Here is a 23,036-nt window from a genome sequence, read left to right as displayed (position 1 = left end):
TCTGCTACTGCGCTTCCTGGAGAATATGCTCCACCAGCTCATTCAAAGGAACCGTTGCGAGCGCAATCGCTGTATCCGTTACCCCGTAATAGATATAGAGCAGTCCGTCTTTGACCACATTTCCGGTAGGGAAGATGACATTCGGAATCTGGAACCCGAACTTCTCATAGTACGTCTCCGGCTCCATAATAAAATTAGCTGTCCGGGCAATGATTTTCTCTGGCTGCTCCAAATCCAGCAGCATCGCTCCCACACGGTAGACAATATCCTCATCAACACCGTGATAGAGCACCAGCCAGCCCTTGTCCGTGCGTACCGGTGGCGTAGAACCTCCGATCTTCCGCGATTCCCAGGACAGGCTTCCGGCGGTGGCGAGCAGTTTGGGCTCTTCCCAGTTCACAAGATCCTCGGAGTAGGTAATCCACATGGCCGCATTATCCGTTCCATAGTCTTCTCCCACGTATTCCTCGGGGCGGCGCAGCAGCACGAATTTGCCGCCTATTTTCTCGGGGAACAGAATGTTGTCCCTGTCATTGATATCAAGTGGTGTCGTGTCCGCCACAAACTCCCAATCCAATAGATTATCCGACTTCAGAATAGAGGACCGGGTCAGCCAATGCCCTTCTTCTTCCCCCCACCCATCCGGATATTCGGGAATAGAGCGCAAGGGGACACCTGCCCCTGTAGGATAATAGCTCATTGCACAGGGGCGCAGGGCGTAGTTCAGATAGAAAGTCCCGTCAATTTTGACAATCCGCGGGTCCTGCACACTGCCATAAGGGAACCCCAGCATATCTGGCGTCACAATCGGCTCATCCCTCACATGGGTAAAGTTTACGCCATCTTCGCTCTCAAGCAGACCAAGATAATTCTTACATGGCGTCAGGGAACCTGCGGTGCGCTCAATCATATAAAATTTGCCGTTATCAATGATGACTGCAGGGTTGAAAACTGTAACCTTGCGCCATTCATATCCTCCCGGGACAACAATAGGATTATCCGGATGTCTCGTGATTTGCATATTTATTCCTCCTGCAATTCATGTTCATGGTATAGTTTGCTCGTCTGGACTTCATAGGGTTTAAAAGAAAAACTGATCACTCCGCCGAAAATCTTCACGGAACCGCATTAGCATGATTAGTTGGATTTCCACCGGTCATAGGCAGCCTGGTTGATTTCAGCTACACGCTCTCCACCCATTTTCTTGACGGTCGCCACATAATTATCCCAACCCGTAAGCGGCTCGGCACCCGTGATGAACTTCGCTTCCATCTGATTCACATATGTTCTCAAATCAGAATTGAGGCTGCTGATTTCGGTCTGCTCTTCCACGGTGAAGAACAAGGTCGGGTATGGAATTCGTGCGCCTTTATCAAGAAGCTTCTGCTGGGTTTCCTGCTCTACCCAGAGGTCAAAGTCTGTCTTCAGCCCCTTACTAATATCATCCATGGACAGGGTTGGAGCTGGAATGCCGTAGTTGGGCGTCAGAGTTGCCCGGTAATCTTCCATCTCCTTCCCGTCCGGTACAGGCAAGTACTTCTTGACCCGATTCTCTTTGTCAGTATATTCCCAGAGAATTCCCTCAGGCCCTTTATTGAAGAACATCGCCCCTTCATAAGAATAGAGATAATCCACCCAGCGCATAGACGCTTCCGGAGTGGGATTACTTTCCGTGATGGCAAATGCACCAGTTGTGATTCCTCTGTTCTTTGCAATCGCAGGAGCAGCAATGGATTCGCTGCGTACAGGCGCAAACATCGGATCTGCCGTCGAAGGCTCTCCGCCCTTGGACATGTAGGCATGCCAGTCTGAGAAGAGGGCAACTTGATTATTCTGCGTTTTGGCCTTCTTCTGCTCTGCCGTCTGCGAAAAGCTCTCGTGATCCAACAGGTCTTCGGACCACAGGCGGTTCATATAGGTCAAATATTCCTTATAACCTTCTTCAAGCGGTGTATAATGCACCTTGTCCGCATCGTCCACGTAAATTTCTTCTTCATAAATACCGAAGGCGCCAAGCAGCCAGGTACGGATATCGCGGAGGTTCGCAGCGGGTGTTGTCACTGAGGAAATCGGAATTTCATCGGCTTTGCCATTGCCGTTTGGATCTTCCTCCTTCACACGTTTCAGGTAGGTATACAGCTCTTCCGTCGTTTCGGGAAGCTTGTCGATATTCAACGCCTTCAGGAAATCCCCGTTATACCACATCGGATTGCGGTACCAGTGCTGGCTAAGTTCTACTACCGGCAAGGAATAGATATGCCCGTCCGGTGCTGTAATTGATTTGCGGACATCCGGATTCTCCTCCAGCAGTGCCTTGAAATTGGGAGCGTATTCTTCAATCAGATCCTCCAGGGGTATGATGATACCCTGCTCTCCATAATTCATCTGCTCTGCGGTCGTCAGACCGGCAGCATAAAGAATATCCGGGTAATCCCCGCTGGCGAGCACCAAATTCTTCTTGGTCTCGAAGCTGTCCTTCGGTGCATTCTTGTATTCCAACTTAATGCCGGTCTTCTCCTGCATCTGCTGGAGCACCGCCATCTTCTCCCAGTTCTGAATTCCTACATCCGGCGCCATAAGCGTCAAAGTAACGGATTCATTGACTATTGGGAAACCTTCTTTATTAACAGCGACCTCCCCGGTACTGTTATTCGCTGCACCTTCATTTGAATTGCTGCAGCCTGCCAGCAGTGTAAGAACTAGAGCCGAAGAAAGCAGAAGCTTCCATGGTTTGCGTGTAATCTGCATGAATAATTCCTCCCTTGTTATACAAACATTCTATTGTTTAGCCTTTAACAGAGCCGATCATGACCCCCTGGACAAAGTAACGCTGCAGGAACGGATAAACTGCAACGATGGGCAGTGTGGAGACAACTATAACTCCGTATTTGATCAACGATGCCGTTTCCGCCTTATTATTCATAGCGCTCGCCACCTCGCCATTAATCGAAGCGCCCGTGGTTTCGGCCGACATTTCCTGAAGGACAAGAATCTGGCGCAGAACCATCTGCAGCGGATACTTGGCTTCATCATTTAAATAGATCAGGGACGGGAAGTAGCTGTTCCAATGGCTTACTCCATAGAACAGGGCCATAACGGCCACAATCGGTGCCGACAGCGGCAAAATAATGCGTATAAACAGCTTTAAATTCGTACAACCGTCAATATGCGCCGCTTCCTGCAGTTCTTTTGGGATGGTCGTCTGAAAAAAGGTGCGGGCTACGACAATATTCCAAACCGAAGCGGCCACTGGCAGGATCAATGCCCACATACTATTAATGAGACCAAGATTCTTGACCAACAGATACGTCGGCACAATTCCGCCGCTGAAGAACATCGTGAACAGAATGAGGCCCATAAACAACTGGCGCCCGACAAAATCAGATCTGCTTAGGGCATACGAGGCCGGCAGAGTAACGGCCAGATTGACCAGAGTTCCCACTACAGTGTAAATAATCGTGTTCCAGTAACCATTCCATATCTTCGGGTTCTCAAATACAAGCTTGTAGCCGTCCAGTGTCACATTCTTCGGAAACAACCACATTGCTCCCGAATTGACGTCCTGCGGAGAACTGATTGAAGCGCTGAGAATATAGATTAGCGGATAGAGAACTACAAGCAGTGCAAGGCCCAAATAGATATAGGTGCTAATCAGAAACAGCTTGTCCCCCCTGGATTCTTTCATGGCAGTAACCACTGACTTCAACTCCTTTCTACCAGAGGCTATTCTCACTGGTTCGTTTGGCGATCTGGTTGACAGTAACAAGCAAAATAACGTTGACTACCGAGTTAAACAATCCTACAGCCGTTGAGAAGCTGTACTGGGCGTTCACTAGGCCCGCGCGGTATACATAGGTGGAAATTACATCGGAAGCCTCCATATTGAGCGAATTCTGCAGCAGCAGAATCTTCTCGAAGCCAAGGCCCAGTATATTACCCATATTCAAGATCAGCATGATCGTTATCGTGGGCACGATCGTCGGCAGATTGATATGCAGCATCCGTTTAAACCGGCTTGCTCCATCCATAATGGCCGCTTCATGCAGCTGGGGATCTACGCCTGACAGAGCCGCGAGATAAATAATAGTTCCCCACCCGGTGCTCTGCCAGACGCCCGAGAAGACATACACTGTCTTAAACCAGGCCGGATCAGTCAGAAACGCCGCTGGTTGTAGGTCCAGGAACTCGATGAACCGGACAATCATTCCACTCGAGGGTGATAAAAAAGTAATGATCATGCCTGCCATAACAACTACAGAAATGAAATGCGGCGCATAAGTTACTGTCTGAACCGACTTCTTGAACGGGCCGTTGCGGACTTCATTGAAAGCCAGCGCCAGAATGATCGGAAGCGGAAAACCGATAGCAAGTTCATAGAAACTGATGCTGAACGTGTTCCATAGCAGATCCCAGAAAAAATAGGAATTGAAAAACCGTTCAAAGTGGTCAAAACCGACCCATTCGCTGCCCGTAATTCCTTTCGAAGGTACGAAATTCTTAAAAGCGATCTGAATACCGTACATCGGACCGTAATGAAAAACGAGGAAATACAATAACACGGGAAGCATGAACAGATAGAGCTCCCAATTTTTCCAGATTCTTTTGCCAAGGGATTTGTTCTTTACTGAAGGATTCACGGATACTGGTGCATAACTCCCCTTCATTCTCCCACTCCTCTCTAAGTTGTTTTTCGTTACATGAAATCATATAGCTGATTCGCATTCTTGCTCATCCAATCTTGCGAACGCTTACAATTCGAAGTGTAGTGAAACAAAGTTGACACCGTAAATATGTAGGTTCTGCATTGTCATGTTAAGAGAGTGTAAAACCGCGTTGCTGTGGTATTTTCCGGCCTGCCTTGAAGTGAATATTTTCAGACGAAGCATCGCTGCAAATATGTGAATTATGAACCTCTTATCACACTTCATATGTGACATATTGTGTTCATTGGGAAGGTATGCAAACATTTGCTACGAATGCCAACCCAATTAAGATTTTGTTCTGCGGTAGTACAATCCTACAATCTTAATCTTAACTTTACAGGAGGAGTTAGACTATGAACATGCCAGCTTCCATAACTACGTATCTTACTGAAGCCAATGAACGGCTCGCGCATCATCCGAAATTGCAGCAACTATTCCGCAACTGCTTTCCGAATACGCTGGAAACAACAACCAAGCTGCTTGAAGACGGTACCACCTTTGTATTTACCGGGGATATCCCGGCCATGTGGCTGCGTGATTCTACGGAGCAAGTGCGCCATTATATCCCTTTTGCTAAACATGACCCTGCGCTGCAGCGGATTCTCCGCGGCCTGATCGCCCGCCAGATGTTCTATGTCAATATTGATCCGTACACCAATGCCTTCAACGAAACGGCAAGTGACAAACATTACCGAGCTACGGATGACTGCAATCTAAACCCTTGGATGTGGGAGCGCAAATACGAGTTGGACTCCCTCTGCTTCGTTGTACAGCTGGCTTATATGTACTGGAAGGAAGCGGAGCAGACTGATATCTTTGATACTGCCTGCTACCAAGCGCTGACTTCTATCGTGAACGTTATCGAAACAGAGCAGTACCACGGGGAGAAATCTCCGTACCATTTCATCCGGGAGACACTTCAGGATACGGAAACTTTGCACAATAACGGACGCGGCATGCCTGTCAATTACACCGGCATGAGCTGGTCAGGCTTCCGTCCGAGCGATGACAGCTGTGAGTTCGGCTACAATATTCCGTCCAATATGTTCGCTGTAGTGATTATGGACTATATTCGCGAGATCGCAAGCGTAATCTATAAGGACGAAAGACTGGCGGCCCGGGCAGCAAAGCTGCGCAAGGAAATCAACTTCGGAATCCAGAAGTATGGAATTGTGAATCATCCAAAATACGGCCGAATTTACGCCTACGAAACGGATGGATACGGTAATTATTCTTTGATGGACGATGCAGGTACACCAGGACTGATATCTATTCCTTATATTGGTTATGTGGGTGTGGAGGATGAAATTTATCAGAACACCCGCCGCTTTGCCCTAAGCTTCGACAACCCCTTCTATTTCGAGGGTAAACATGCCAGAGGCATCGGTAGTCCACATACCCCGGGAGGTTATGTGTGGCATATGGCATTGTCCATGCAGGCGCTGACAGCAGATAACGATGAGGAGATCAAAGAATTAATTGATATGCTAGTTCAGACCGATGCGGACACCGGATATATGCATGAAGGCTTTCACCCGGATGATCCCGCCGACTTTTCACGTGAATGGTTCGCCTGGTCCAACAGTTTGTTTGCTACACTGATCGGCAAAGCCATGGACAAAGGAATTGTCTAAGCTTATCTAAACCTTACACTTTTAAATGACAGTATAGGAAAACCCTATCGTTTCCACCTATTGACGAACCGGCTGTGCCATCCAGTTTAGAAGGAAGGCACAGCCGGTTATTAGGGATTAGTGAAATTAGGAAAACTTTCGGGTATTCGGTAACTCCCCTTTATGGATGGTCAACACGCCAAGCGTCGAGCTGCCGTTGTATTTCTACCCGCACCTCGTCCAGACCCGCCTGCTTCAGCTCCTCGTTGAATTTGGGCAGTACCCTCTCCACATTCACACTGCCAGTCATCAAGCTCGGATAGTACTTTTCCCAAACCATTTTTATAAGGTTGACCTGAATGGACATACGGGTCAAATTCGGCGTGAATCCGAGTAAGTTCGATTTGACGTATTCTGCGTTTGCTGCTCGGAACTGATCCCACTTATCCAACGGATCGGGAAATTTTCCGCCGATCGTTTTGAGAATGAACCAGTTTCCTTGCGTATACTGCACACCTTCATAGCCAACTGCTGAGACTGGATCGTCGTCGCTGTCTCCGGAAGATTTCAGCAGCACCTGTCCGTTCTTGTCCAACGTATAATGAACACCTTCAATACCGTAATTAAACAGATTGCGGATTTCCGGGTCCGTGTTGAGCAAATTTAAAAACTTTACACTTTCAACGGGGTGCGCTGACTTTGCGTTTATTGCCATAATTCCGCCGCGAACGGATTCCGTCGTGATCAAAGGCGGGGTCACGGGATGAGCAACAACCTTGTAGCCGCGATCTTTGCTCCAACTATTTTCCGAAAGGGGTCCTCCTCCCGCAGCTTTCCAGAAAACCCGTTCTTCGCGTTTGAGATTTTGGCTCTCCCGCAGGGCGGCGTCTTCATTGATGTAACCCTTGACGTAATAGCTGCGGAGTGTATCCAGCACCTGCCTTGCTTCCTCGGTCTCAAATATATTGAAAACTTGCGCATCTGGATTCAGAGAACGCACCATCAGTGGTAGCGGTTTATCCAGCACATATTCGTAACCGTACATGGCGAAGAAGTTCTGGGAATCCTTGTCCAGCTCCATCAACTGATAGGAGGGTTCCTTTTCCTTGATCATTTGTAACAGCGGATCCAAAGACTCCAGGGAATTGTATTTTGTAATGTCGATGTCATACTTTTGGACAAGAGACTCCGGATACATCCATTGCATACGGACGGCAAGCTCCTTATTCGTAGGCACACCGTAGATGCCGCCGTCTTCCATGCGAACGCCCTGCCATAGAACGGGGTCGATCGTGTCGTACATATCCTTGCCGAAGCTGGATAAGTAGCTGTCCAGTCTCAGCCATGCTCCTCGCTGAACATAGCTTGAGTAATCTGTGGTAAAAGCAATATCAAAAGGAGTTCCCGTCGAAATTAGCGTATTGATCCGGTCATTGTACTCCTGCCACCCAATCTTGATATATGTAATAGTGATTCCGATTTTTTGGGCCAACACTTCATTGATTTTAGCGTTTACCATCTTCAGATCCTGGTCAGGATTGCCAAGCGTATAATAAATCAGATTCACTGTGTTGATACTTCTGTCGAATTCCTCGTTCTTCCCGGATATTGATATACACCCCGACAGAGGCAGCGTCATCATCGCTGTAATCAGGACAGACTTGATCAATGTGTTCCAGATAGATGAATGTATCATTTCTGGACTACTCCTTTCTCCGCATATCTGAAGGCGATTTGCTGAAGTAGGCTTGGAAATGCGTGTAAAAATAGTTTAGATTAGCGTAACCGACGGAGAGTGCAATTGTCGATATCTTCTCGTCTGTAGCCTGAATACGCTCTCGTGCACATAACATTCGGTAAACCATAAGATACTCCGAAAATTTCATCTTTGTTTCCTTAAGAAACATCTGTCCAAGATAGGTTCCGTTCATCCGAAAACGACTGGCCAACACTTTGAGATTGATATTTTGATCGTATTCAGCCTTAACCATCAGCAGAATGCGGTTGGTTAGCTTGGATAAGCTGTCGTAGCGCACTTCCAATATGGGGTCTATGTCACGGCAGTTCGGATTTCTTCCCTCCAGCGTACCGTTCAAATTTTCGACAATAACTCGTTCAATCAGAGCTTGAAGCTTTGCTCGCTCAACGGGCTTGAGTAGATAATCCTTAACCCCACAATGAATAGCCTCCAGGGCGTACTCGAACTCACCATAACCGCTCATCATAATATAGGTCGTCGGGAGCCCTAGCTCATTAAGCTTGTGAATGGCGTTATAGCCACGCTCCTTGCCGATGCAAACGTCAAAAATTGCGAGGTCCGGCCAAAACTCCACAGCCTTTGTTAGCGCATCCCCATAGGTTTCGCTGGTCTCAATCTGTCTGAAGCCAAGCATTTCCCAGTCCAGCGTTCGCTTGATTCCCTCCAGGATTAGTGGCTCGTCATCAACGATCAGAAGTTTGTACATACATTACGCCTCCTTCGCTATGGTTAAGGTAACTTTGACACCAGCTTCCACATTATTTTCAATTTGCATGGTAAAGCCTTTCCCATAGAAAAAATGAAGCCGTGTATACACGTTGCGCAGGCCAATGCTCTCCGATACCGTGTCTCCGATAAAAGACAGATTGCGGCGGATATCAGCCAATCGATCTTCCGAGATCGAGTTCCCGTTGTCTACAATCTCCAATACGTATGAGTGGTTATTTTCAATGCCATTCACAACAAGCAGATTAAATTCATGGTCCGAATGGAAGCCGTGAACAAAAAAATTCTCGGCGAGCGGCTGCATCCAGAATTTAACGGTAGGCAGAGACAGTAGTCCCTGGTCCACATTGATTTGATAATAGAATCTGTCCGGATATTTAAATTCCATGATCTTTAAGTATTTTTCAAGCAAAGCCAGCTCACTGCCCAACAGAATAATATCTTCGTTCTTCACGATTGCACGATATAACGAGCCTAGGGTAGCTACCGCTTCAGCCGTATCAACTGCGCGGCCGGCCAGCGCAAACGATCGGATAATTTCAAGTGTATTGTACAAAAAATGAGGGTTAATTTGATTTTGAAGCGCTTTCATTTCTGTTTCCTTCTGTTTCAGTTTCAGCAAATATTCGGTTCGAATGTGTTGGTTAAGCTGACGCGTCATATCGTCGAGTTCCCTCGCGATCATTCCGTACTCATTCTTCCGATATCGGGTCGGACTGATTGGCGTAAAATTGGCGGATTTTACACGTTGGATGGAATATATAATCCGTTGCAGAAAACCTGCATCTTCACGAAGATTGTATCCGATTAATAGGAGAAAACTGACCATAGCTGCCAAAAAGATTAAGAACACGGTAATTAGCATGCTGGCTTTTTGCCGGAAAAGCACTGCCATGTCTACAACACTTATAAATTGGTAGTCGTAAGCATTGGACGAATGAATCACATAAAACACGCGGTCCAGCCTGCCTAACTGCATAAAGCCCTTGCTACGTTCGTGCAATGCAACCTGTCTGAATAATTCCTGGTTGACTCTGCCTCCAGCGTCCATGAGATAGACATCCCCAGCCGTGCTGACGACTCCGTTTTCAATCCACCGATTGTTCTGCACGCCTTTGAATAATACATCACTGCTGACCAAAAAACGAAACTCACCGAGCTGGCGTGAGATTTGATTTTCGTCCAGCAGCTGCTTGCGGATGACGAATCCTCTTTGGATTGTCTCTCGAAATATATCATCCGTGTTCGGCAGATTAAACAAAAAGCTCATCGCGCCGTTACTGGCAAAACGCACTACGTTGCCTCGTTCCTCAGTATGTAGACTTACCTGGATGATATCTTCCTGCCCGCTGCCGAGAAAAGCTTTCACGTCTTCTGGAAACGAAGCGAGAGGCTGATCATAGCGGCTGTTCTGGAGTCTTCCCGTCAGATAGCCTTCCGCACTATTGGCGAGAAAAAAACGAACGTCTGCCACCAGACCGTTATTAGAGTAAACTCGCTGTAAATAGGCTTCAATCCGCTCAGCATCGTTTTGAAGAATGCTTTCAACCCGGGAGAATGCATCTGCCGCTTGATTCTGAGCATTCTCTAACCACTGCTGCAGCAAGACAAGCGTGGTCAACACGCTTAAAATCAGACCCATGAATAACGTGAAAATCGCGTAAGCAATAAATTTGCGGCGGTAGATTTTGATTTGAAAGAAGGAAAACATGCAGCTCTCCTTAGCAGTTGGATTATATTGAGACTTATAGTTTTAACATATAGCTATTTGTCGGACAAATCAATCCGTTATAAGCTTAAATTAAACACAAATGTCTCCAATAAGATTGGAAAACCCGAACGGCCACAACGGCTCCATTCGGGTTATTGTCGCAAGTCTCAAGGATTATGATTTGAAATATGCGTTGATCTGTTCTTGGGCGGCTTCCATAATCTTATCCAAGCCAGCTTTCTTCAACTCTTCTACAATTTGCGGTATCTTCTGCTCTGGATCGGATGCGCCAGTGATCAACTCATAATTGTATTTGTTCCATACAGCCTTCACATTGGCTACTTCAGTGCCGAGTTCGCTAATATCCAGTGCAAAGCCAAGGATCGAAGATGAAGTGGCTGCTTCATTCAGTTTGCGGACCTGATCCCACTGATCTTCAGGTGCGCCTTTTGTGACAGCCATGTTGAAAAACGTTCCTTGCGTATAGGCCGCCAATGGCCACGAATCCGTTTTCCGTTCAACTGTATTGTCGTTTACATAATCGAAATCGACACCCTCTTCGCCATAGGCGAGCATATTGCGCAGCTTGGAGTCGGTGTTTACCAGTTCCAGATATTTAAGCGCTTCTTCCTTGTACTTGGAGTTGGCAGAGATTGCGTTCATGGATCCCTGGATTGTGCTGGTTGTATAGATCGGACCCAGAATTTGAACCATGTCGTATTTATCAATACCCGCGGAGATCTGCCAATTCACTTCTGCACCAGGGAACGCCTGCGCACTGAAGAACGGGCGATAAGGGTCAGCCTCGATCTTGGTCGGCGCATCCGGATTGATAATACCGTCCTTATACCATTGATGCATGAGCTTCAGCTTTTCCTGTATATCCGGTTGTTCCAGAACAGAAACGACTGTACGGGATTCATCTTCGGCCTTGACGCCGATCGGCTGAAAGCCGAGAGTCATATCGTCATAGTCATTAAAGAAACCGTTAATGCCCTCTCCCTGAGTCAAGGACAGTGGATAGAACCCTTTGCCTTCCCCAGCCTTGATGTCACGGAATGGCTTGTCCAGATCCTGTAGTGTCTTGATGCTGCCGAGGTCGATATTGTACTTTTGAACGAGCGCATCGTCAAACACCCAGTACTGGGTTAATGAAGAATCCTTATACGTTGGAACAGCGTAAATCTTGCCACCAACTTTTGTACCATCCCACACCAATTCTGGGATGTAGCTGTGCAATTCCGGCACCGTGTTTGGCACAAGGTCGGTAATATCCGTGAAAGCACCCATGTTGACCTGTTGACTGTATTTTCCGTTATTCGTAAACATAATGTCGAAAGCTTCACCGGAGTTTACAATCGTATTGATCTTAGTGTCCCAATCGCCCCAACTGGCAACGCGGAGATCGATTTTTACACCAATCTTCTCTGCCGTATATTCGTTTATCTTCTCAATTGCCTTATCAAAATTGGCTGGCACTTGTCCGCCGATCGTCCACCACACCAGCGTAGGTACCTCGCCGGAACCTTCGCCTGCATTCGATCCTGAGTTTTCCGATGGCGTGTTGTTTGACGCGTTATTGTTGTCTGAACCGGAACAGCCTGTTAAACCAAAGATAGCCAGCGTTACCACTCCAATCAAAAGCGGAGCTTTCATCCATGCTTTAAACCTTTTCCTCATTCCTCTATTCCCTCCCTTAAGTTAACACGCACCGATCCTGTACAAAATTATGATAAACCTGAAATTTCCAGATTTATTTCGATTTATCCCTTAACTGCACCGACCGTCAAACCGGAGATAAAGTATTTCTGGAAGAACGGGTAAGCCAGAGCAACGGGCAGTACAATAATGATCGCAACAGCCATACGTGCCGATTCTTTGGGCATCGTGGCGACAAGCTCAGCATAGCTTATGCCCATCGTCGAAGCGTTTTTAGCCAGCGCATCAACGTTGCTCATCAGGCTGTTCAGTAGTGCTTGCAGCGAATACAAGCTTTGGTCGTCAATATACAACATCGATTGAAACCAGTCATTCCAGTACGAGAAGCAGAGAAACAGTCCAATCGTCGCTAGAACAGGCAGTGAGATCGGAAGCACGATTGTGAAGAAGATGCGGAATTGACCTGCTCCGTCGATTTCAGCCGATTCGATCAGCCCGTCCGGAATGGTCGTCTTGAAAAAAGTTTTGCAGATGATGACATTAAAGGAGGACACGGCTAAGGGTAGAATCAGCGCCCAGATTGTGTTGCTTAATCCCAACATCGTCGAATTGATGTAATAGCTGGAGACAAGACCGCCGTTAAAAACCATTGGGATGAATACAATCCATGTCAGCAGTCCTTTTAGTTTGAATTGGGGACGGGACAATGCATAACCCATCGAAGTGGTGAGCAGTACGCCGATCAGCGTGCCTACTACCGTAACGAATACGGAGACTCCGAGTGCACGTATAATCATCGAGCCCTGCTTAACGATATAGTTGTAGGACTCAGCCGAGAATGCCGACGGTAGGAGTTGGTAACCGGTCTCTCGAATCGAAGCCTCACTTGACATTGAAATGGACAGTACCACGACGATAGGGACTACGCACAGCAAGGCTAAAATGATAAAGATCAAGTGAAACAAAATGTTCGTTCCTTTGCCAACGCGGTTAAACTTTTCAAGACCGGAATCGTAGCTTGATTGTGTTGACATCTTCCTGCCTCCTCTCTAAATCAGTGCGCTTTCTGGATCAACTTTGCGAACGATCCAGTTCGCGAATAGGATCATTCCGCAGCCCAGTACAGATTGCATGAAGGCAGAGGCGGACGCCATCCCGACCGTCGCGGTTTTGAGTTGTTTGTACACAAGCACATCGACCGTCGTGGTTACGTTGTAGAGAGAATTGGAGTCCCGTGGCACTTGGAAGAACAAGCCAAAATCCGTGGAAAAGATGCCTCCGACTGACAGGATAAACATCAGCACAATAACAAATTTCATTAAGGGCAGCGTAATATAGCGTGTCTGCTGCCATTTGTTAGCGCCATCAATGACGGCCGCTTCGTAATAGGTCGAATCCATGCTTGTGATTGTCGCCAAGTAAACAACCATCCCATAGCCGAGACCCTTCCACATGTTCATAAATACAAGGAGATAAGGCCAATAGGATGGTTCCATGTACCAATTTTTTGGATCCTGGTTGAAATGGGTCAGAACTTGATTGGCTATCCCCTTGTCATAGCTCAGGAATGCCCAAAGCACCGCGGAAACGACAACCCAAGATAGGAAATACGGGAGAAACATCATCGTTTGATAAACCTTGGCTGCCTTGCGGCTGTGCAGCTGTCCAACCATCAATGCAAGTGACACAGGCACGATGATACCCAGAATAATAAAGATCATGTTGTAACCGATTGTATTGCGAATTACGATCCAGACGTCATTCGAACTGAACAGGAATTCAAAGTTTTTGAACCCGATCCAGTCGCTGTTTATAACATTACTAAGAAAATTCCCGTGAATCTTGAAATTCTTGAAAGCGATAATGACACCGAACATTGGCAAGAAGCTGAACAAAATGTACCAGATTGTGGTCGGAAGCACGAGCAACGTGAGCTCGGTATCATGCTTGCGCCAGCGTGTTCTTACTCTTTTGCGGGTGACTTTTGCTCCCATATCATTCTTCCCTTCTTGTAGAACCTACCCTCGATTAGTTGTAATTCTATGAAAATCGCCAGATGATTCCTAGATCAAAAACGTAAGACAATAGTCAAAAAACAATAGGTTTCCGTATATTTCACATCGATTTTTCATTGTGATTTTCTAATCGACTTATTTCGATAAACAAAGGAAGCCGCTAATAGAAAGACCTTGCGAGTTGTCACCCTCAAGGTCCGGAAATCAGATATGGCACATATCTTCCTACCCTCCATTTGGGACAAGAACTTAGTTTCTTAAAAATAAAGCAAATGTTGCGGGGGACGTTACGTCACAATCTACAATCAAAAAAATGAGATAAAAGGAGTTTTATGATGACTAACCCCAATACAAAGGAACAGTATAAAATCCTGTTGAAAGCATCACTAACGCTCACATCATTTCTTTTTGTCGGATTGGTTTTTATTGGGATATTTAAGTGGGGAGAAATGTTACCATTTATAGCCTCCTTATTTATACCAAACGAAATTAGTATTTTAACCGCTGTACTCATTGGTCTTATTTCTAGTTTGTTTATTACAACTATTGTTCTAATTACTTTCATCAAAACAAGAACAGAACTACCCAAAACTGAAGGATCAGATATGATCAAAAAAATAATGATCCGACCAAGTGGTATAGCTGTATCTGCAATAGGTGGTGGTGTGTTTGAAGAATTCTTTTTTAGAGGTGTCCTGATCGGATTATTTATTGGATACTCAATAACAGTGGATTGGCTCGTTATTCTAATAAGCACATTTCTATTTTGGGTAATACATGTTCCCCAATATAAAGGAGCCACTCGTATCCTTACTGGCGTGTTTGTAAATGGTTTGATTTTAGCACTACTCTTTTATTTTACCGGGTCGTTAATCCCGCCGATGCTTGCCCATGGGATTTATAATACTTCTATTGGAATTATTCTGGCGAAAAAATATAAGAAATGATTTTTGAAAAGAGGAATTTTAGATGAGATTAACGGTGAGTAAATTTGCAAAACTGGCAAACACAACGGTTCGTACATTAAGACATTATCGACAACTTGGCATATTAGTACCCTCACAAAAAAATGAAAATGAACATTATATATATGTAAATGAGGATTTTAAAAGGCTTTATGAAATCCAATTATTGCAAAGTCTAGGTCTTTCATTAAACGAGATTAAAGTCTGTTTGGATAATCCAAATTATTCTTTCAATGAAATCATTAGAGTTCAAGAACAATCACTACGGCAGCGCAGAGAAGCAATTGATTATTCTTTAGCATCAATTGAACGAATTAAATTGGTAACCGAGCAAGATCAACTCAATGAATCAAACTCTGAAATACTTATGCTCCTTATGAATTCCATGCGTGTTGAGCAGGCTCAAAAAAAGCTGCTTCAAAAGTATATCTCTGTAGATATTATCGATCAGGTGTTTCCAGAGGATATCACTAAGCAAACGTACTTGGATGGACAACTTTACAATTTGTTATTGCTGGTCCATCGAGCTATCGTAAAGGATCTTAAACCAGACCATCCTTTCATACAGCAGCAGTTGCACGATATATTTGCAGATACTCCATTAAGTAATCTGTTTTTTAATGACGAGGTAAATAATGAAGAACTGTATAAAAACGTAATACCCTATGAATCGTTGGTGCCTAAGCATACTATGGATTTTTTAAAAGAAGCATTTGAAGTATTAAATACGAAGAAGAATTCTTCTCTAAAGGATTAAACCGAGGGCTACATATCAAAAAGGAGAGCCGCCTTTAAATAAGCAGTTCTCCTTTTTGATGAAACCGTTTCTTAGTGGTCCAGGAATACAAGCTGAATGAAGAACAATACGGCAAAAATGTAGAATATCGGATGAACGTCCTTACCCTTTCCGCGAAGCAGCTTGAGTACCGGATAGAAAATAAAGCCAACACCGATCCCTGTCGCAATACTGTGCGTCAACGGAGTAAGTATGATAATCAAGAAGGCAGGAAATGTTTCTTCGAGATCCTTCCAGTTGATTTTGCTGATTACGCTAATCATAAAGTAACCCACAATAATCAGTGCCGGAGAAGTAATCGCCGGGATACCTGATATGACACTTACGATAGGTGTAAAGAACAACGTAAGAGCAAGCAGTACACTTACCGTTACCGCCGTCAGCCCTGTTCTTCCTCCTGCAGCCACCCCTGTGCTGGACTCGATATAAGCCGATGTTGGGCTCGTTCCGAGCAAAGCGCCGGTGGTAGTTCCTACGGCATCAGCCAATAGGGCGCCGCGTGAGCGCGGAAACTTACCTTCCTTCAGCAGTCCTGCTTGCTCAGCAACGCCGAGCATGGTCCCCGTCGTATCAAACAGCGTGATCAACAGGAATGTAAATATGATGGTATACAAACCATTAGAGAATACACCTGCCAAATCCAATTGGAAAGCCGTTGACGTGAGGCCTTGCGGCAAGGATACAATCGACTCAGGCATTTGAAATAGTCCCATGATCCAGGCAAGAACCGCTGTGACCACCATTCCGATGAACAGATAACCTTTTACATTGTAAGCCATTAGCACAACAGTGATAATTAATCCGATAATGGTCAAGTAAGTCATAGGTTCTGCCAAGTTCCCGATCGTAATCAAATTCGATTCTGAATCGGCAATAATCCCGGAATTTTGCAGACCTACCGTTGTGATAAACAATCCGATACCTGCTGTTATCGCGTGCTTAAGGCTCGCAGGAATGGCATCAAGCAGCATGTAACGAAATGAAGTAAGTGATAAAATAATAAACAAAAGCCCTGCTATAAATACCGCTCCTAGTGCAACCTGCCAAGACACACCATATCCAGCAACTACACTATAGGCAAAGAATGCATTCAGACCCATACCAGGCGCTATGACAATCGGATAATTGGACCCGATTCCCATAATCAGTGTCGCGACAATACTTGCCAGCACCGTAGCAATGAATACGCCGTTAAAGTCCATGCCCGTACTGCTGAGTATTCCTGGGTTTACGATCACTATGTATACCATCGTGAAAAATGTCGTAATCCCTGCGATGATCTCCGTTGATACGGTCGTGCCTCTTTCTTTTAGTTTGAACCAATTGTCCATGATTAAAGCCAGCCTCCAACTTTCAAATTATTCACCAAAGCTAAAAACAAAAAAATCCTAATCATCGTCATAGGATTGTAATATTACCGCTCCTATATTCGTCATTAGGATTAAAAAGCTAAGATTCTAAACCAATGATAAGGATACTCATATCTGCTTTACCCTGATGCCCTTTCGAATTTTAATAAATATTACACTCATTGTCAATGAATTAACGTATTGTTCACAGTTATTTACGAACTATATAGAGATGATATGGAGTGTTCATTCGTTTTTTAGAGTAAGCTACACTGTTTAGTTTTTGTACCAATCAAACAAAAAAAGCCGCAAAAGTAGCGACTATAGATTTGGACTATATTTTTGTCGTGGATAAAGTAAAATTGACAATATAAAGTTCCATTGTTGTTTGATACCCCAAGCCTTCATATAAGCGAACAGCAGGCACGTTATTTGCTAAAACGCCCAGATAAACATCTGGTGACCGTTTTTTACCGAGGTGTGTCAATTCACTGGTTAGGCGTTTAGCTAATCCTCTGCCTCTGTAATCTAACCTGGTAACAATATTCCCAAGCTCTACTAGCTGAGAGTCATAAAAATGGTAGCCACCAACAGCTATGAAATCTTCCCCTTCCTTAATTCCAAGAAAAGGGTAATTCTCTAACTCACTTCTTGTGAAAAACCTCATTTCCCCACTATGTAAAAAATCAATTACCTTAGAATATTCATTTTCATTTATCCTTTTTGCAATGTGAGTTTCAAGGAGTTTCGATTCATCCTGATGTTTCATCGTTAGAAAACGCTGAGGAATTCCTTTGATGAGAGCGAAGGATTGAAAAAGTTCAAGGTCCCGTTGACAGAGTATCGTACCACATACAGCACTTTCATCAAGTTGGATCGTTTCTCTTGTAAAAGCAACGAGTTCTGGCAAAAAGATGTCCCGACCTTCAACTCGGAAGAAAGAAAATGCTGGAAAGGATAGTTCGCTATAATAAGCTAATACGGCTGTAAGTTGACTATTCATAAATTGACCAACATATTGAGCCTTATCCATACGTTGCGTTAAATAACTATAAAAAAGCAAATTCTGTTCTGTATTAATGTTGGGCAATAATTCAATAATTGTATCGTGAGTAAGCAAGCGATGCGAAATCATTTTAACACCTCTCAACCTATAATTTCTTATTCTCTTTTTTATCTTGTTTTCTTTCAACAAATACCCAGATATAGTATGCCAACCAAAATACAATAGGAACTAAGAATACATAAGCTCTCTGATTAGCTGGAAGAATGTAAATGATAAACAGTCCAATGATTAACATCGGTGGCATCAGGATAAAGTACTTCTTCTTATCTATGTCCATCCCTCCATTTGTTCAATATTCATAATAATAACATTCATTTATTTCTTTGATAAGATTCGCATCTGCTGCCAGAAGTAGAGTATATTAAGCTTAGTTAAAATTTTATTTAGGAGGCGACAGCCATGCCACAAGAAATCTGGATTAACCTGCCTGTCAAAGATGTTGAGAAGTCAACTGCCTTTTTCAATGAGATTGGATTCCAAGCGGTGAGCGTTGGGAACGAAAGAGCCAAGCTTTCCATAGGTCAAACAGCTATTCTATTGTTCCCGGAGTCAGCGTTTGAGAAATTTACAGGTTCAAAAACAGCAGATACTTCCCATAGCGCAGAAGTAATATTCTCTATTGGCGCTGAAAGCAGAGAAGAAATAGATACCTTTATTCAAAAAGTGGAGTTTGCTGGAGGAAGCATCTTTGCCAAACCGAGTGAAAGCGACGGCTGGATGTACGGCGCAGGATTTGCCGACCTGGACGGTCACCGCTGGAACCTGTTATACATGGATGAGAGTAAAATGCCGAAAAAATAAGCGAAATGCCGGTCACCTGTTAAGGTCGCCGGCGTTTGTTTCATATGGTACTTCGTACCGTTTTATTTGTATTTCTGATCAATTATGAGGATGCACTTATTTTTTGTAATGTAAGATCTAATTGTTCTTTAAGTTCTTCCACATTATGACAAACAACGGAAGAATTCATCAACATGAGTTGTCCCCATTGATTGATATCGAATTCACCTTCATGTAGACAAAAGATGGGTTTCTTATGCGCATAAGCATAACCAAGCTCCCAGCAGGTATTACTTAAATTCAAGCCATTGTTGTTTATAACAGCGACAAACATATCACATTCTTCTATCGCCTTAACAGTGAATTTGAACATTTCATCTCTACTTTTTGAGTCCAGAAATTGAGTTTCTATGTCTCTATGTGGTAGATGTGTGGTTAAGAAATGTGCTTCCATAATCGTATTTAATCGTTCCAATTTCCTTCGTTCCCCAGAAGTAAGTATAGAGCCTGACAAATATACATTTTTATGCAAATATCACACGCTCCTTTTCACAGCCTTTGTCATATAGTAATTTCTATTTGAATGTTTAGAGCCAGTCCTACTGTAAATCCATCATTTTTTGAATGGTTATTAGAACGCCGTTTTCTTCATTAGATTTTGTGATGAAACTTGCTGCTTTTTTGGTGTTCTCGCAAGCATTGCTAACAGCAAAGCTGTACTTAGCAATTGTCATCAGTTCAACATCGTTTTCTCCATCACCGAACGACATCGTTTCCTCCGCAGTTACCCCCAGCATATCCTGTAATTTTTTTACCGTTTCGCCTTTATGAGTATGAAGAGCAGTAATATCGAGCCACCTGGCTTCAGAGTCGACAATATAGATTTGCCCATTTAACGTTTGTTCTACATGTTTTCTAAGCATTGTGCTTCTGCCTTCTGTATCAAATACGGTTATTTTGATAAAATCACTCTCGATTTCAGAGAAGGAATCCACTTTTATGACTTGTTCATAAGAGCCTTTAACTACGTTGTACATATCATCAGAGATCGAGGAATGTACGTATGCTGCATCGCTTGCACATACAATGATTGTCATTTGGGGATCAAAACCTTGAATTTCTTCAATGGCTCGCAGAACAAGCGTGCGATCAATGCTAAACTCTTTGACGACTTTTCCATCTTTCTTAATTCTGGCCGCGCTATCTCCGAGAATCCAAATTCCTTTTCCATGGTTACCAAACAACTTTTCTACTCGTTCACACTGTTTTCCCGTACAGGCAACAAACGTTATTCCTTTCTTTTGCATTTCTTCATGTACTTCATTAAAAAGTTCATTATTAAACGAACCTTGATTATTCAGAAATGTTCCGTCCAGATCAGTTACTACGAGTTTAATCATTTTAAATCCTCCGACTTCAAGTTGGATTTATTATTTATCTTTATAAAGTAAACTTATTAAGTATCTATGGCAATTCCTTTATCTATTCAAAGAGATCATTAATGGATCGAACTGGCTTCACTTCTATAGGCTGATTCGACAATTTCAAAGCCGCATATGCCCCAATCCAAATGATAGCTGCTAAAATTATATATACCATAACGCTCACCTCCTGTATCTCCATTGGTCCTTTCTAATGTAGCCGTGCGTTTTGTAACCATCTTTATAAAACAACTTTATAAAGTCAGTATGCAGCAAACCTTAATGCTCTGTCAAAGGGTATTTTAGGAAGCTTCTATAGCCTCGGCCGTATGTAAAAGAAAACCTCTAATCATGAATGAATTCTTCAATGATTAGAGGTTTATTTCGATTTGAACATTGGTTTTCAGATAAAATCATCTTTTATCTCACCAAAATTAATGTGCGGTATACCCTCCATCAACAAGCAAGGTTGTACCATTCACGAAACTAGCATCATCGCTGGCTAAGAATAATACAGCTTTTGCTACTTCTTCTGGTCGTCCAAGTCTGCCCTGTGGGTGAAGTGAAGTTAAATATTCTTTGCTTTTTACATCTACATTTTTCAACAGAGGCGTTTCAATGTATCCTGGACATACCGCGTTGACACGGATTCCCTCGCTTGCATATGCAGTACATAAATTCTGAGTTAACAGTTTAACGCCTCCTTTTGCCGAGGCATACGCTGTCGTTTTAGGCAACGCAACAAAGCTGTGGATTGAGCCAGCATTAACAATAACTCCACCATTTCCTTGCTTAAGGAACTGCTCAATCGCATATTTATCGGAAAGAAATACACCTGACAAGTTAATATCGATCGTCCGTTTCCATTTATCATATGACAATACATCAGCGATTTCGTCATCGGCAACCCCTGCATTTGCATACATAATATCCAGCTTACCGTATTTCTCAACGGTTTCATTAATCATGTGTTTAATATCTTCTTCTTTAGTCACATCTGTTTTGACAAATAACGTATCATGACCTTCCCCGTTGAGTTCGGCAGCTAGTTCTTTACCATGTTCAGAAAAGTCAGCAATGACCACTTTTGCTCCTTCTTTTGCGAAAAGGCGAACGGTGGCTTCTCCAATTCCACTAGCACCACCTGTAACAATAGCTACTTTTTCATTTAATTTCATAAGATTCAACCGCTCCATTTCTTCATAGTAAGATTCATGAACTTGTACTCCTCAATCTTACTCCTTTAATTTTGAAATACTATCCTATAAAGTTCTGTGTAATAATGGATTGTATACCCCCCATTTGTAGGGTATTTCATTTGAAGGGAACGACTTATTATGACACAAAATTTTCATCCATATACTGAAATGACTTTTCAGGAATTTGTATTATTTTTCAAAACGCATAGCAAACAGCTCGAAGAAAACACAAACATTTACCTGATCGCGGAAGCTAATATTTCTGAAACACATCGGATCGAAACGGAAGTACTGATGAGATCCTTTTTTCAGATGTTTACTTATTCAGACTTGGATCATATGGATAATCATTATTCTTCTTATTTGGATACCTGGGTTCAATCCCAGTTAACTATTTTAAATATGGCAAGCTTACAATGGCTTCAAATTATATTGGAAAAATCTTTACTAACACTATTAATACAACTGAAACATCAACGGATGTTGGACCCGCTTATGTTCCTGTTATCTGTCTTTTCGTATCTGATGCATAGCTTTCATAAGTGGGCTGATACGGAGTCTGGTAATCATGAAACGGAGGAAAATAACGAATTAAAAAAACTGCGTTTGCTGGACCAATTAAACCAACTCCTAGTCAGTTCTTCGGGAGCTTCAGATCTAGCCTTTATCCTGAAAAAATGTGAGAAGTATTTCAATTACAAACGTTGTGTCTTCTATGCCTATGTACCTTGGTCCAACCAGTTCTATGGGGTCATTGGTGAAGAACTTCCGAAAATTCAGAGTATGAAAGGACAATTGACCGAGCAAAATCTAATCTTCAACTCTAAAAGACCGATCTATTTGAAGAATCCAAAACCTTATCTAAGGGATGAGCATATCCAGTTATTTCAGTTGTCTTCGATTATATTTATACCGATTGCTCACGAGCATCAATTGTATGGCTGGGTCACTTTTGACCAAATGGGAGATTCATTTGATTGCACGAAGTCTGAGCTGGATTTGCTTGAACAAGTGGGAAAAAGGATTGGTTTGTTTTTATCTAGGAAAGAGAAGGAAAATACCGCCAAAACGATGGCCATCGCTTTAACAGAAAGAGAGGCAACCGTTCTCGAACTTCTGGCGGAAGGTTATGATAACAAGAAAATCGCTTCCTTGTTGTTCCTCAGCGAGTATACAGTGAGAGATTACGTAAGCAGCTTGATGACCAAGCTGCGTGCAAAAAATCGGACACAGGTCGTTGCCTATGCTTTCCGTTGGGGATTATTGAGTTAGTA

At 43.6% G+C, this 23,036-nt stretch carries 20 protein-coding genes; 5 read left to right on the top strand and 15 right to left on the bottom strand.

All coding sequences use genetic code 11. The annotated features are described in order from the left end of the window. Positions 1-4: 4 nt before the first annotated feature. From HP548_RS04705 to HP548_RS04690, 4 genes are all read right to left on the bottom strand, one after another. Entirely contained in the window at positions 5-1,021 is a 1,017-nt protein-coding gene (locus HP548_RS04705; RefSeq protein WP_076291371.1) for a glycoside hydrolase family 130 protein, read from the bottom strand. A 116-nt stretch (positions 1,022-1,137) separates the two neighbouring features. Beyond that, positions 1,138-2,748, bottom strand: coding sequence for an extracellular solute-binding protein (locus tag HP548_RS04700; RefSeq protein ID WP_175381051.1), 1,611 nt, complete (start codon positions 2,746-2,748; stop codon positions 1,138-1,140). A gap of 37 nt (positions 2,749-2,785) precedes the next feature. Beyond that, positions 2,786-3,697 carry a carbohydrate ABC transporter permease gene (locus HP548_RS04695; protein ID WP_099858877.1) on the bottom strand — a complete coding sequence of 304 codons (912 nt, stop codon included), beginning with the start codon at positions 3,695-3,697 and terminating at the stop codon, positions 2,786-2,788. Between the two features lie 16 nt (positions 3,698-3,713). Next, entirely contained in the window at positions 3,714-4,664 is a 951-nt protein-coding gene (locus HP548_RS04690) for an ABC transporter permease (protein WP_175381050.1), read from the bottom strand. Positions 4,665-5,056: 392 nt separating this feature from the next. On the opposite strand from HP548_RS04690, the gene HP548_RS04685 reads away from it, so the two are divergent. Next, positions 5,057-6,337: a glycoside hydrolase family 125 protein gene (locus tag HP548_RS04685; protein ID WP_175381049.1), complete on the top strand. Its 1,281-nt coding sequence runs from the start codon at positions 5,057-5,059 to the stop codon at positions 6,335-6,337. Positions 6,338-6,497: 160 nt separating this feature from the next. Here HP548_RS04685 and HP548_RS04680 read toward each other — a convergent pair whose 3' ends face one another. From HP548_RS04680 to HP548_RS04655, 6 genes are all read right to left on the bottom strand, one after another. Then, positions 6,498-8,012 (bottom strand): ABC transporter substrate-binding protein, encoded by a 1,515-nt coding sequence (locus HP548_RS04680; RefSeq protein ID WP_175381048.1) that lies wholly within the window; start codon positions 8,010-8,012, stop codon positions 6,498-6,500. A gap of 7 nt (positions 8,013-8,019) precedes the next feature. Then, positions 8,020-8,781, bottom strand: a complete 762-nt coding sequence (locus HP548_RS04675; RefSeq protein ID WP_076291376.1) for a response regulator transcription factor — start codon at positions 8,779-8,781, stop codon at positions 8,020-8,022. 3 nt (positions 8,782-8,784) lie between these two features. Further along, positions 8,785-10,512, bottom strand: coding sequence for a sensor histidine kinase (locus tag HP548_RS04670; RefSeq protein WP_175381047.1), 1,728 nt, complete (start codon positions 10,510-10,512; stop codon positions 8,785-8,787). A 174-nt stretch (positions 10,513-10,686) separates the two neighbouring features. Next, positions 10,687-12,192, bottom strand: coding sequence for an ABC transporter substrate-binding protein (locus tag HP548_RS04665; protein ID WP_246317933.1), 1,506 nt, complete (start codon positions 12,190-12,192; stop codon positions 10,687-10,689). An 83-nt stretch (positions 12,193-12,275) separates the two neighbouring features. Beyond that, positions 12,276-13,205, bottom strand: coding sequence for a carbohydrate ABC transporter permease (locus HP548_RS04660; protein WP_175381046.1), 930 nt, complete (start codon positions 13,203-13,205; stop codon positions 12,276-12,278). Between the two features lie 15 nt (positions 13,206-13,220). Beyond that, on the bottom strand, positions 13,221-14,165 hold the full coding sequence (locus HP548_RS04655; RefSeq protein WP_076291380.1) for an ABC transporter permease: 945 nt from the start codon (positions 14,163-14,165) through the stop codon (positions 13,221-13,223). 356 nt (positions 14,166-14,521) lie between these two features. On the opposite strand from HP548_RS04655, the gene HP548_RS04650 reads away from it, so the two are divergent. Both HP548_RS04650 and HP548_RS04645 read left to right on the top strand, forming a co-directional pair. After that, positions 14,522-15,133 (top strand): CPBP family intramembrane glutamic endopeptidase, encoded by a 612-nt coding sequence (locus tag HP548_RS04650; RefSeq protein WP_175381045.1) that lies wholly within the window; start codon positions 14,522-14,524, stop codon positions 15,131-15,133. Between the two features lie 34 nt (positions 15,134-15,167). Further along, entirely contained in the window at positions 15,168-15,908 is a 741-nt protein-coding gene (locus HP548_RS04645; protein ID WP_175381044.1) for a MerR family transcriptional regulator, read from the top strand. 71 nt (positions 15,909-15,979) lie between these two features. Here HP548_RS04645 and HP548_RS04640 read toward each other — a convergent pair whose 3' ends face one another. Both HP548_RS04640 and HP548_RS04635 read right to left on the bottom strand, forming a co-directional pair. Beyond that, positions 15,980-17,278, bottom strand: a complete 1,299-nt coding sequence (locus HP548_RS04640; RefSeq protein ID WP_063563691.1) for an NCS2 family permease — start codon at positions 17,276-17,278, stop codon at positions 15,980-15,982. Between the two features lie 352 nt (positions 17,279-17,630). After that, a complete protein-coding gene (locus HP548_RS04635) occupies positions 17,631-18,431 on the bottom strand; it encodes a GNAT family N-acetyltransferase (protein ID WP_175381043.1) in 801 nt (266 codons plus the stop codon). Between the two features lie 330 nt (positions 18,432-18,761). On the opposite strand from HP548_RS04635, the gene HP548_RS04630 reads away from it, so the two are divergent. Continuing rightward, the gene (locus tag HP548_RS04630; protein ID WP_175381042.1) at positions 18,762-19,163 is read left to right on the top strand and encodes a VOC family protein; all 402 of its coding nucleotides are present in this window, start codon (positions 18,762-18,764) and stop codon (positions 19,161-19,163) included. A gap of 82 nt (positions 19,164-19,245) precedes the next feature. Here HP548_RS04630 and HP548_RS04625 read toward each other — a convergent pair whose 3' ends face one another. The 3 genes from HP548_RS04625 to HP548_RS04615 form a co-directional block, all read right to left on the bottom strand. After that, the gene (locus HP548_RS04625) at positions 19,246-19,674 is read right to left on the bottom strand and encodes a nucleoside 2-deoxyribosyltransferase (RefSeq protein WP_076291386.1); all 429 of its coding nucleotides are present in this window, start codon (positions 19,672-19,674) and stop codon (positions 19,246-19,248) included. A gap of 67 nt (positions 19,675-19,741) precedes the next feature. Beyond that, a complete protein-coding gene (locus HP548_RS04620; RefSeq protein WP_175381041.1) occupies positions 19,742-20,542 on the bottom strand; it encodes a Cof-type HAD-IIB family hydrolase in 801 nt (266 codons plus the stop codon). A 455-nt stretch (positions 20,543-20,997) separates the two neighbouring features. Next, positions 20,998-21,741 (bottom strand): SDR family NAD(P)-dependent oxidoreductase, encoded by a 744-nt coding sequence (locus tag HP548_RS04615; protein WP_076291428.1) that lies wholly within the window; start codon positions 21,739-21,741, stop codon positions 20,998-21,000. 159 nt (positions 21,742-21,900) lie between these two features. On the opposite strand from HP548_RS04615, the gene HP548_RS04610 reads away from it, so the two are divergent. Beyond that, positions 21,901-23,034 carry a LuxR C-terminal-related transcriptional regulator gene (locus tag HP548_RS04610; RefSeq protein WP_175381040.1) on the top strand — a complete coding sequence of 378 codons (1,134 nt, stop codon included), beginning with the start codon at positions 21,901-21,903 and terminating at the stop codon, positions 23,032-23,034. Positions 23,035-23,036 lie beyond the last annotated feature (2 nt).

Source organism: Paenibacillus taichungensis (assembly GCF_013359905.1).
Classification (GTDB): domain Bacteria; phylum Bacillota; class Bacilli; order Paenibacillales; family Paenibacillaceae; genus Paenibacillus; species Paenibacillus taichungensis.
This window is presented reverse-complemented; position numbering and strand designations above follow the sequence as displayed.

What these genes read in the sequence shown, in the direction of transcription:
- HP548_RS04705 (WP_076291371.1), bottom strand. Translation starts at nt 1,021, where the DNA reads ATGCAAATCACGAGACATCCGGATAATCCTATTGTTGTCCCGGGAGGA.
- HP548_RS04700 (WP_175381051.1), bottom strand. Translation starts at nt 2,748, where the DNA reads ATGCAGATTACACGCAAACCATGGAAGCTTCTGCTTTCTTCGGCTCTA.
- HP548_RS04690 (WP_175381050.1), bottom strand. Translation starts at nt 4,664, where the DNA reads ATGAAGGGGAGTTATGCACCAGTATCCGTGAATCCTTCAGTAAAGAAC.
- HP548_RS04685 (WP_175381049.1), top strand. Translation starts at nt 5,057, where the DNA reads ATGAACATGCCAGCTTCCATAACTACGTATCTTACTGAAGCCAATGAA.
- HP548_RS04680 (WP_175381048.1), bottom strand. Translation starts at nt 8,012, where the DNA reads ATGATACATTCATCTATCTGGAACACATTGATCAAGTCTGTCCTGATT.
- HP548_RS04675 (WP_076291376.1), bottom strand. Translation starts at nt 8,781, where the DNA reads ATGTACAAACTTCTGATCGTTGATGACGAGCCACTAATCCTGGAGGGA.
- HP548_RS04670 (WP_175381047.1), bottom strand. Translation starts at nt 10,512, where the DNA reads ATGTTTTCCTTCTTTCAAATCAAAATCTACCGCCGCAAATTTATTGCT.
- HP548_RS04665 (WP_246317933.1), bottom strand. Translation starts at nt 12,192, where the DNA reads ATGAGGAAAAGGTTTAAAGCATGGATGAAAGCTCCGCTTTTGATTGGA.
- HP548_RS04660 (WP_175381046.1), bottom strand. Translation starts at nt 13,205, where the DNA reads ATGTCAACACAATCAAGCTACGATTCCGGTCTTGAAAAGTTTAACCGC.
- HP548_RS04655 (WP_076291380.1), bottom strand. Translation starts at nt 14,165, where the DNA reads ATGGGAGCAAAAGTCACCCGCAAAAGAGTAAGAACACGCTGGCGCAAG.
- HP548_RS04650 (WP_175381045.1), top strand. Translation starts at nt 14,522, where the DNA reads ATGACTAACCCCAATACAAAGGAACAGTATAAAATCCTGTTGAAAGCA.
- HP548_RS04640 (WP_063563691.1), bottom strand. Translation starts at nt 17,278, where the DNA reads ATGGACAATTGGTTCAAACTAAAAGAAAGAGGCACGACCGTATCAACG.
- HP548_RS04635 (WP_175381043.1), bottom strand. Translation starts at nt 18,431, where the DNA reads ATGATTTCGCATCGCTTGCTTACTCACGATACAATTATTGAATTATTG.
- HP548_RS04630 (WP_175381042.1), top strand. Translation starts at nt 18,762, where the DNA reads ATGCCACAAGAAATCTGGATTAACCTGCCTGTCAAAGATGTTGAGAAG.
- HP548_RS04620 (WP_175381041.1), bottom strand. Translation starts at nt 20,542, where the DNA reads ATGATTAAACTCGTAGTAACTGATCTGGACGGAACATTTCTGAATAAT.
- HP548_RS04615 (WP_076291428.1), bottom strand. Translation starts at nt 21,741, where the DNA reads ATGAAATTAAATGAAAAAGTAGCTATTGTTACAGGTGGTGCTAGTGGA.
- HP548_RS04610 (WP_175381040.1), top strand. Translation starts at nt 21,901, where the DNA reads ATGACACAAAATTTTCATCCATATACTGAAATGACTTTTCAGGAATTT.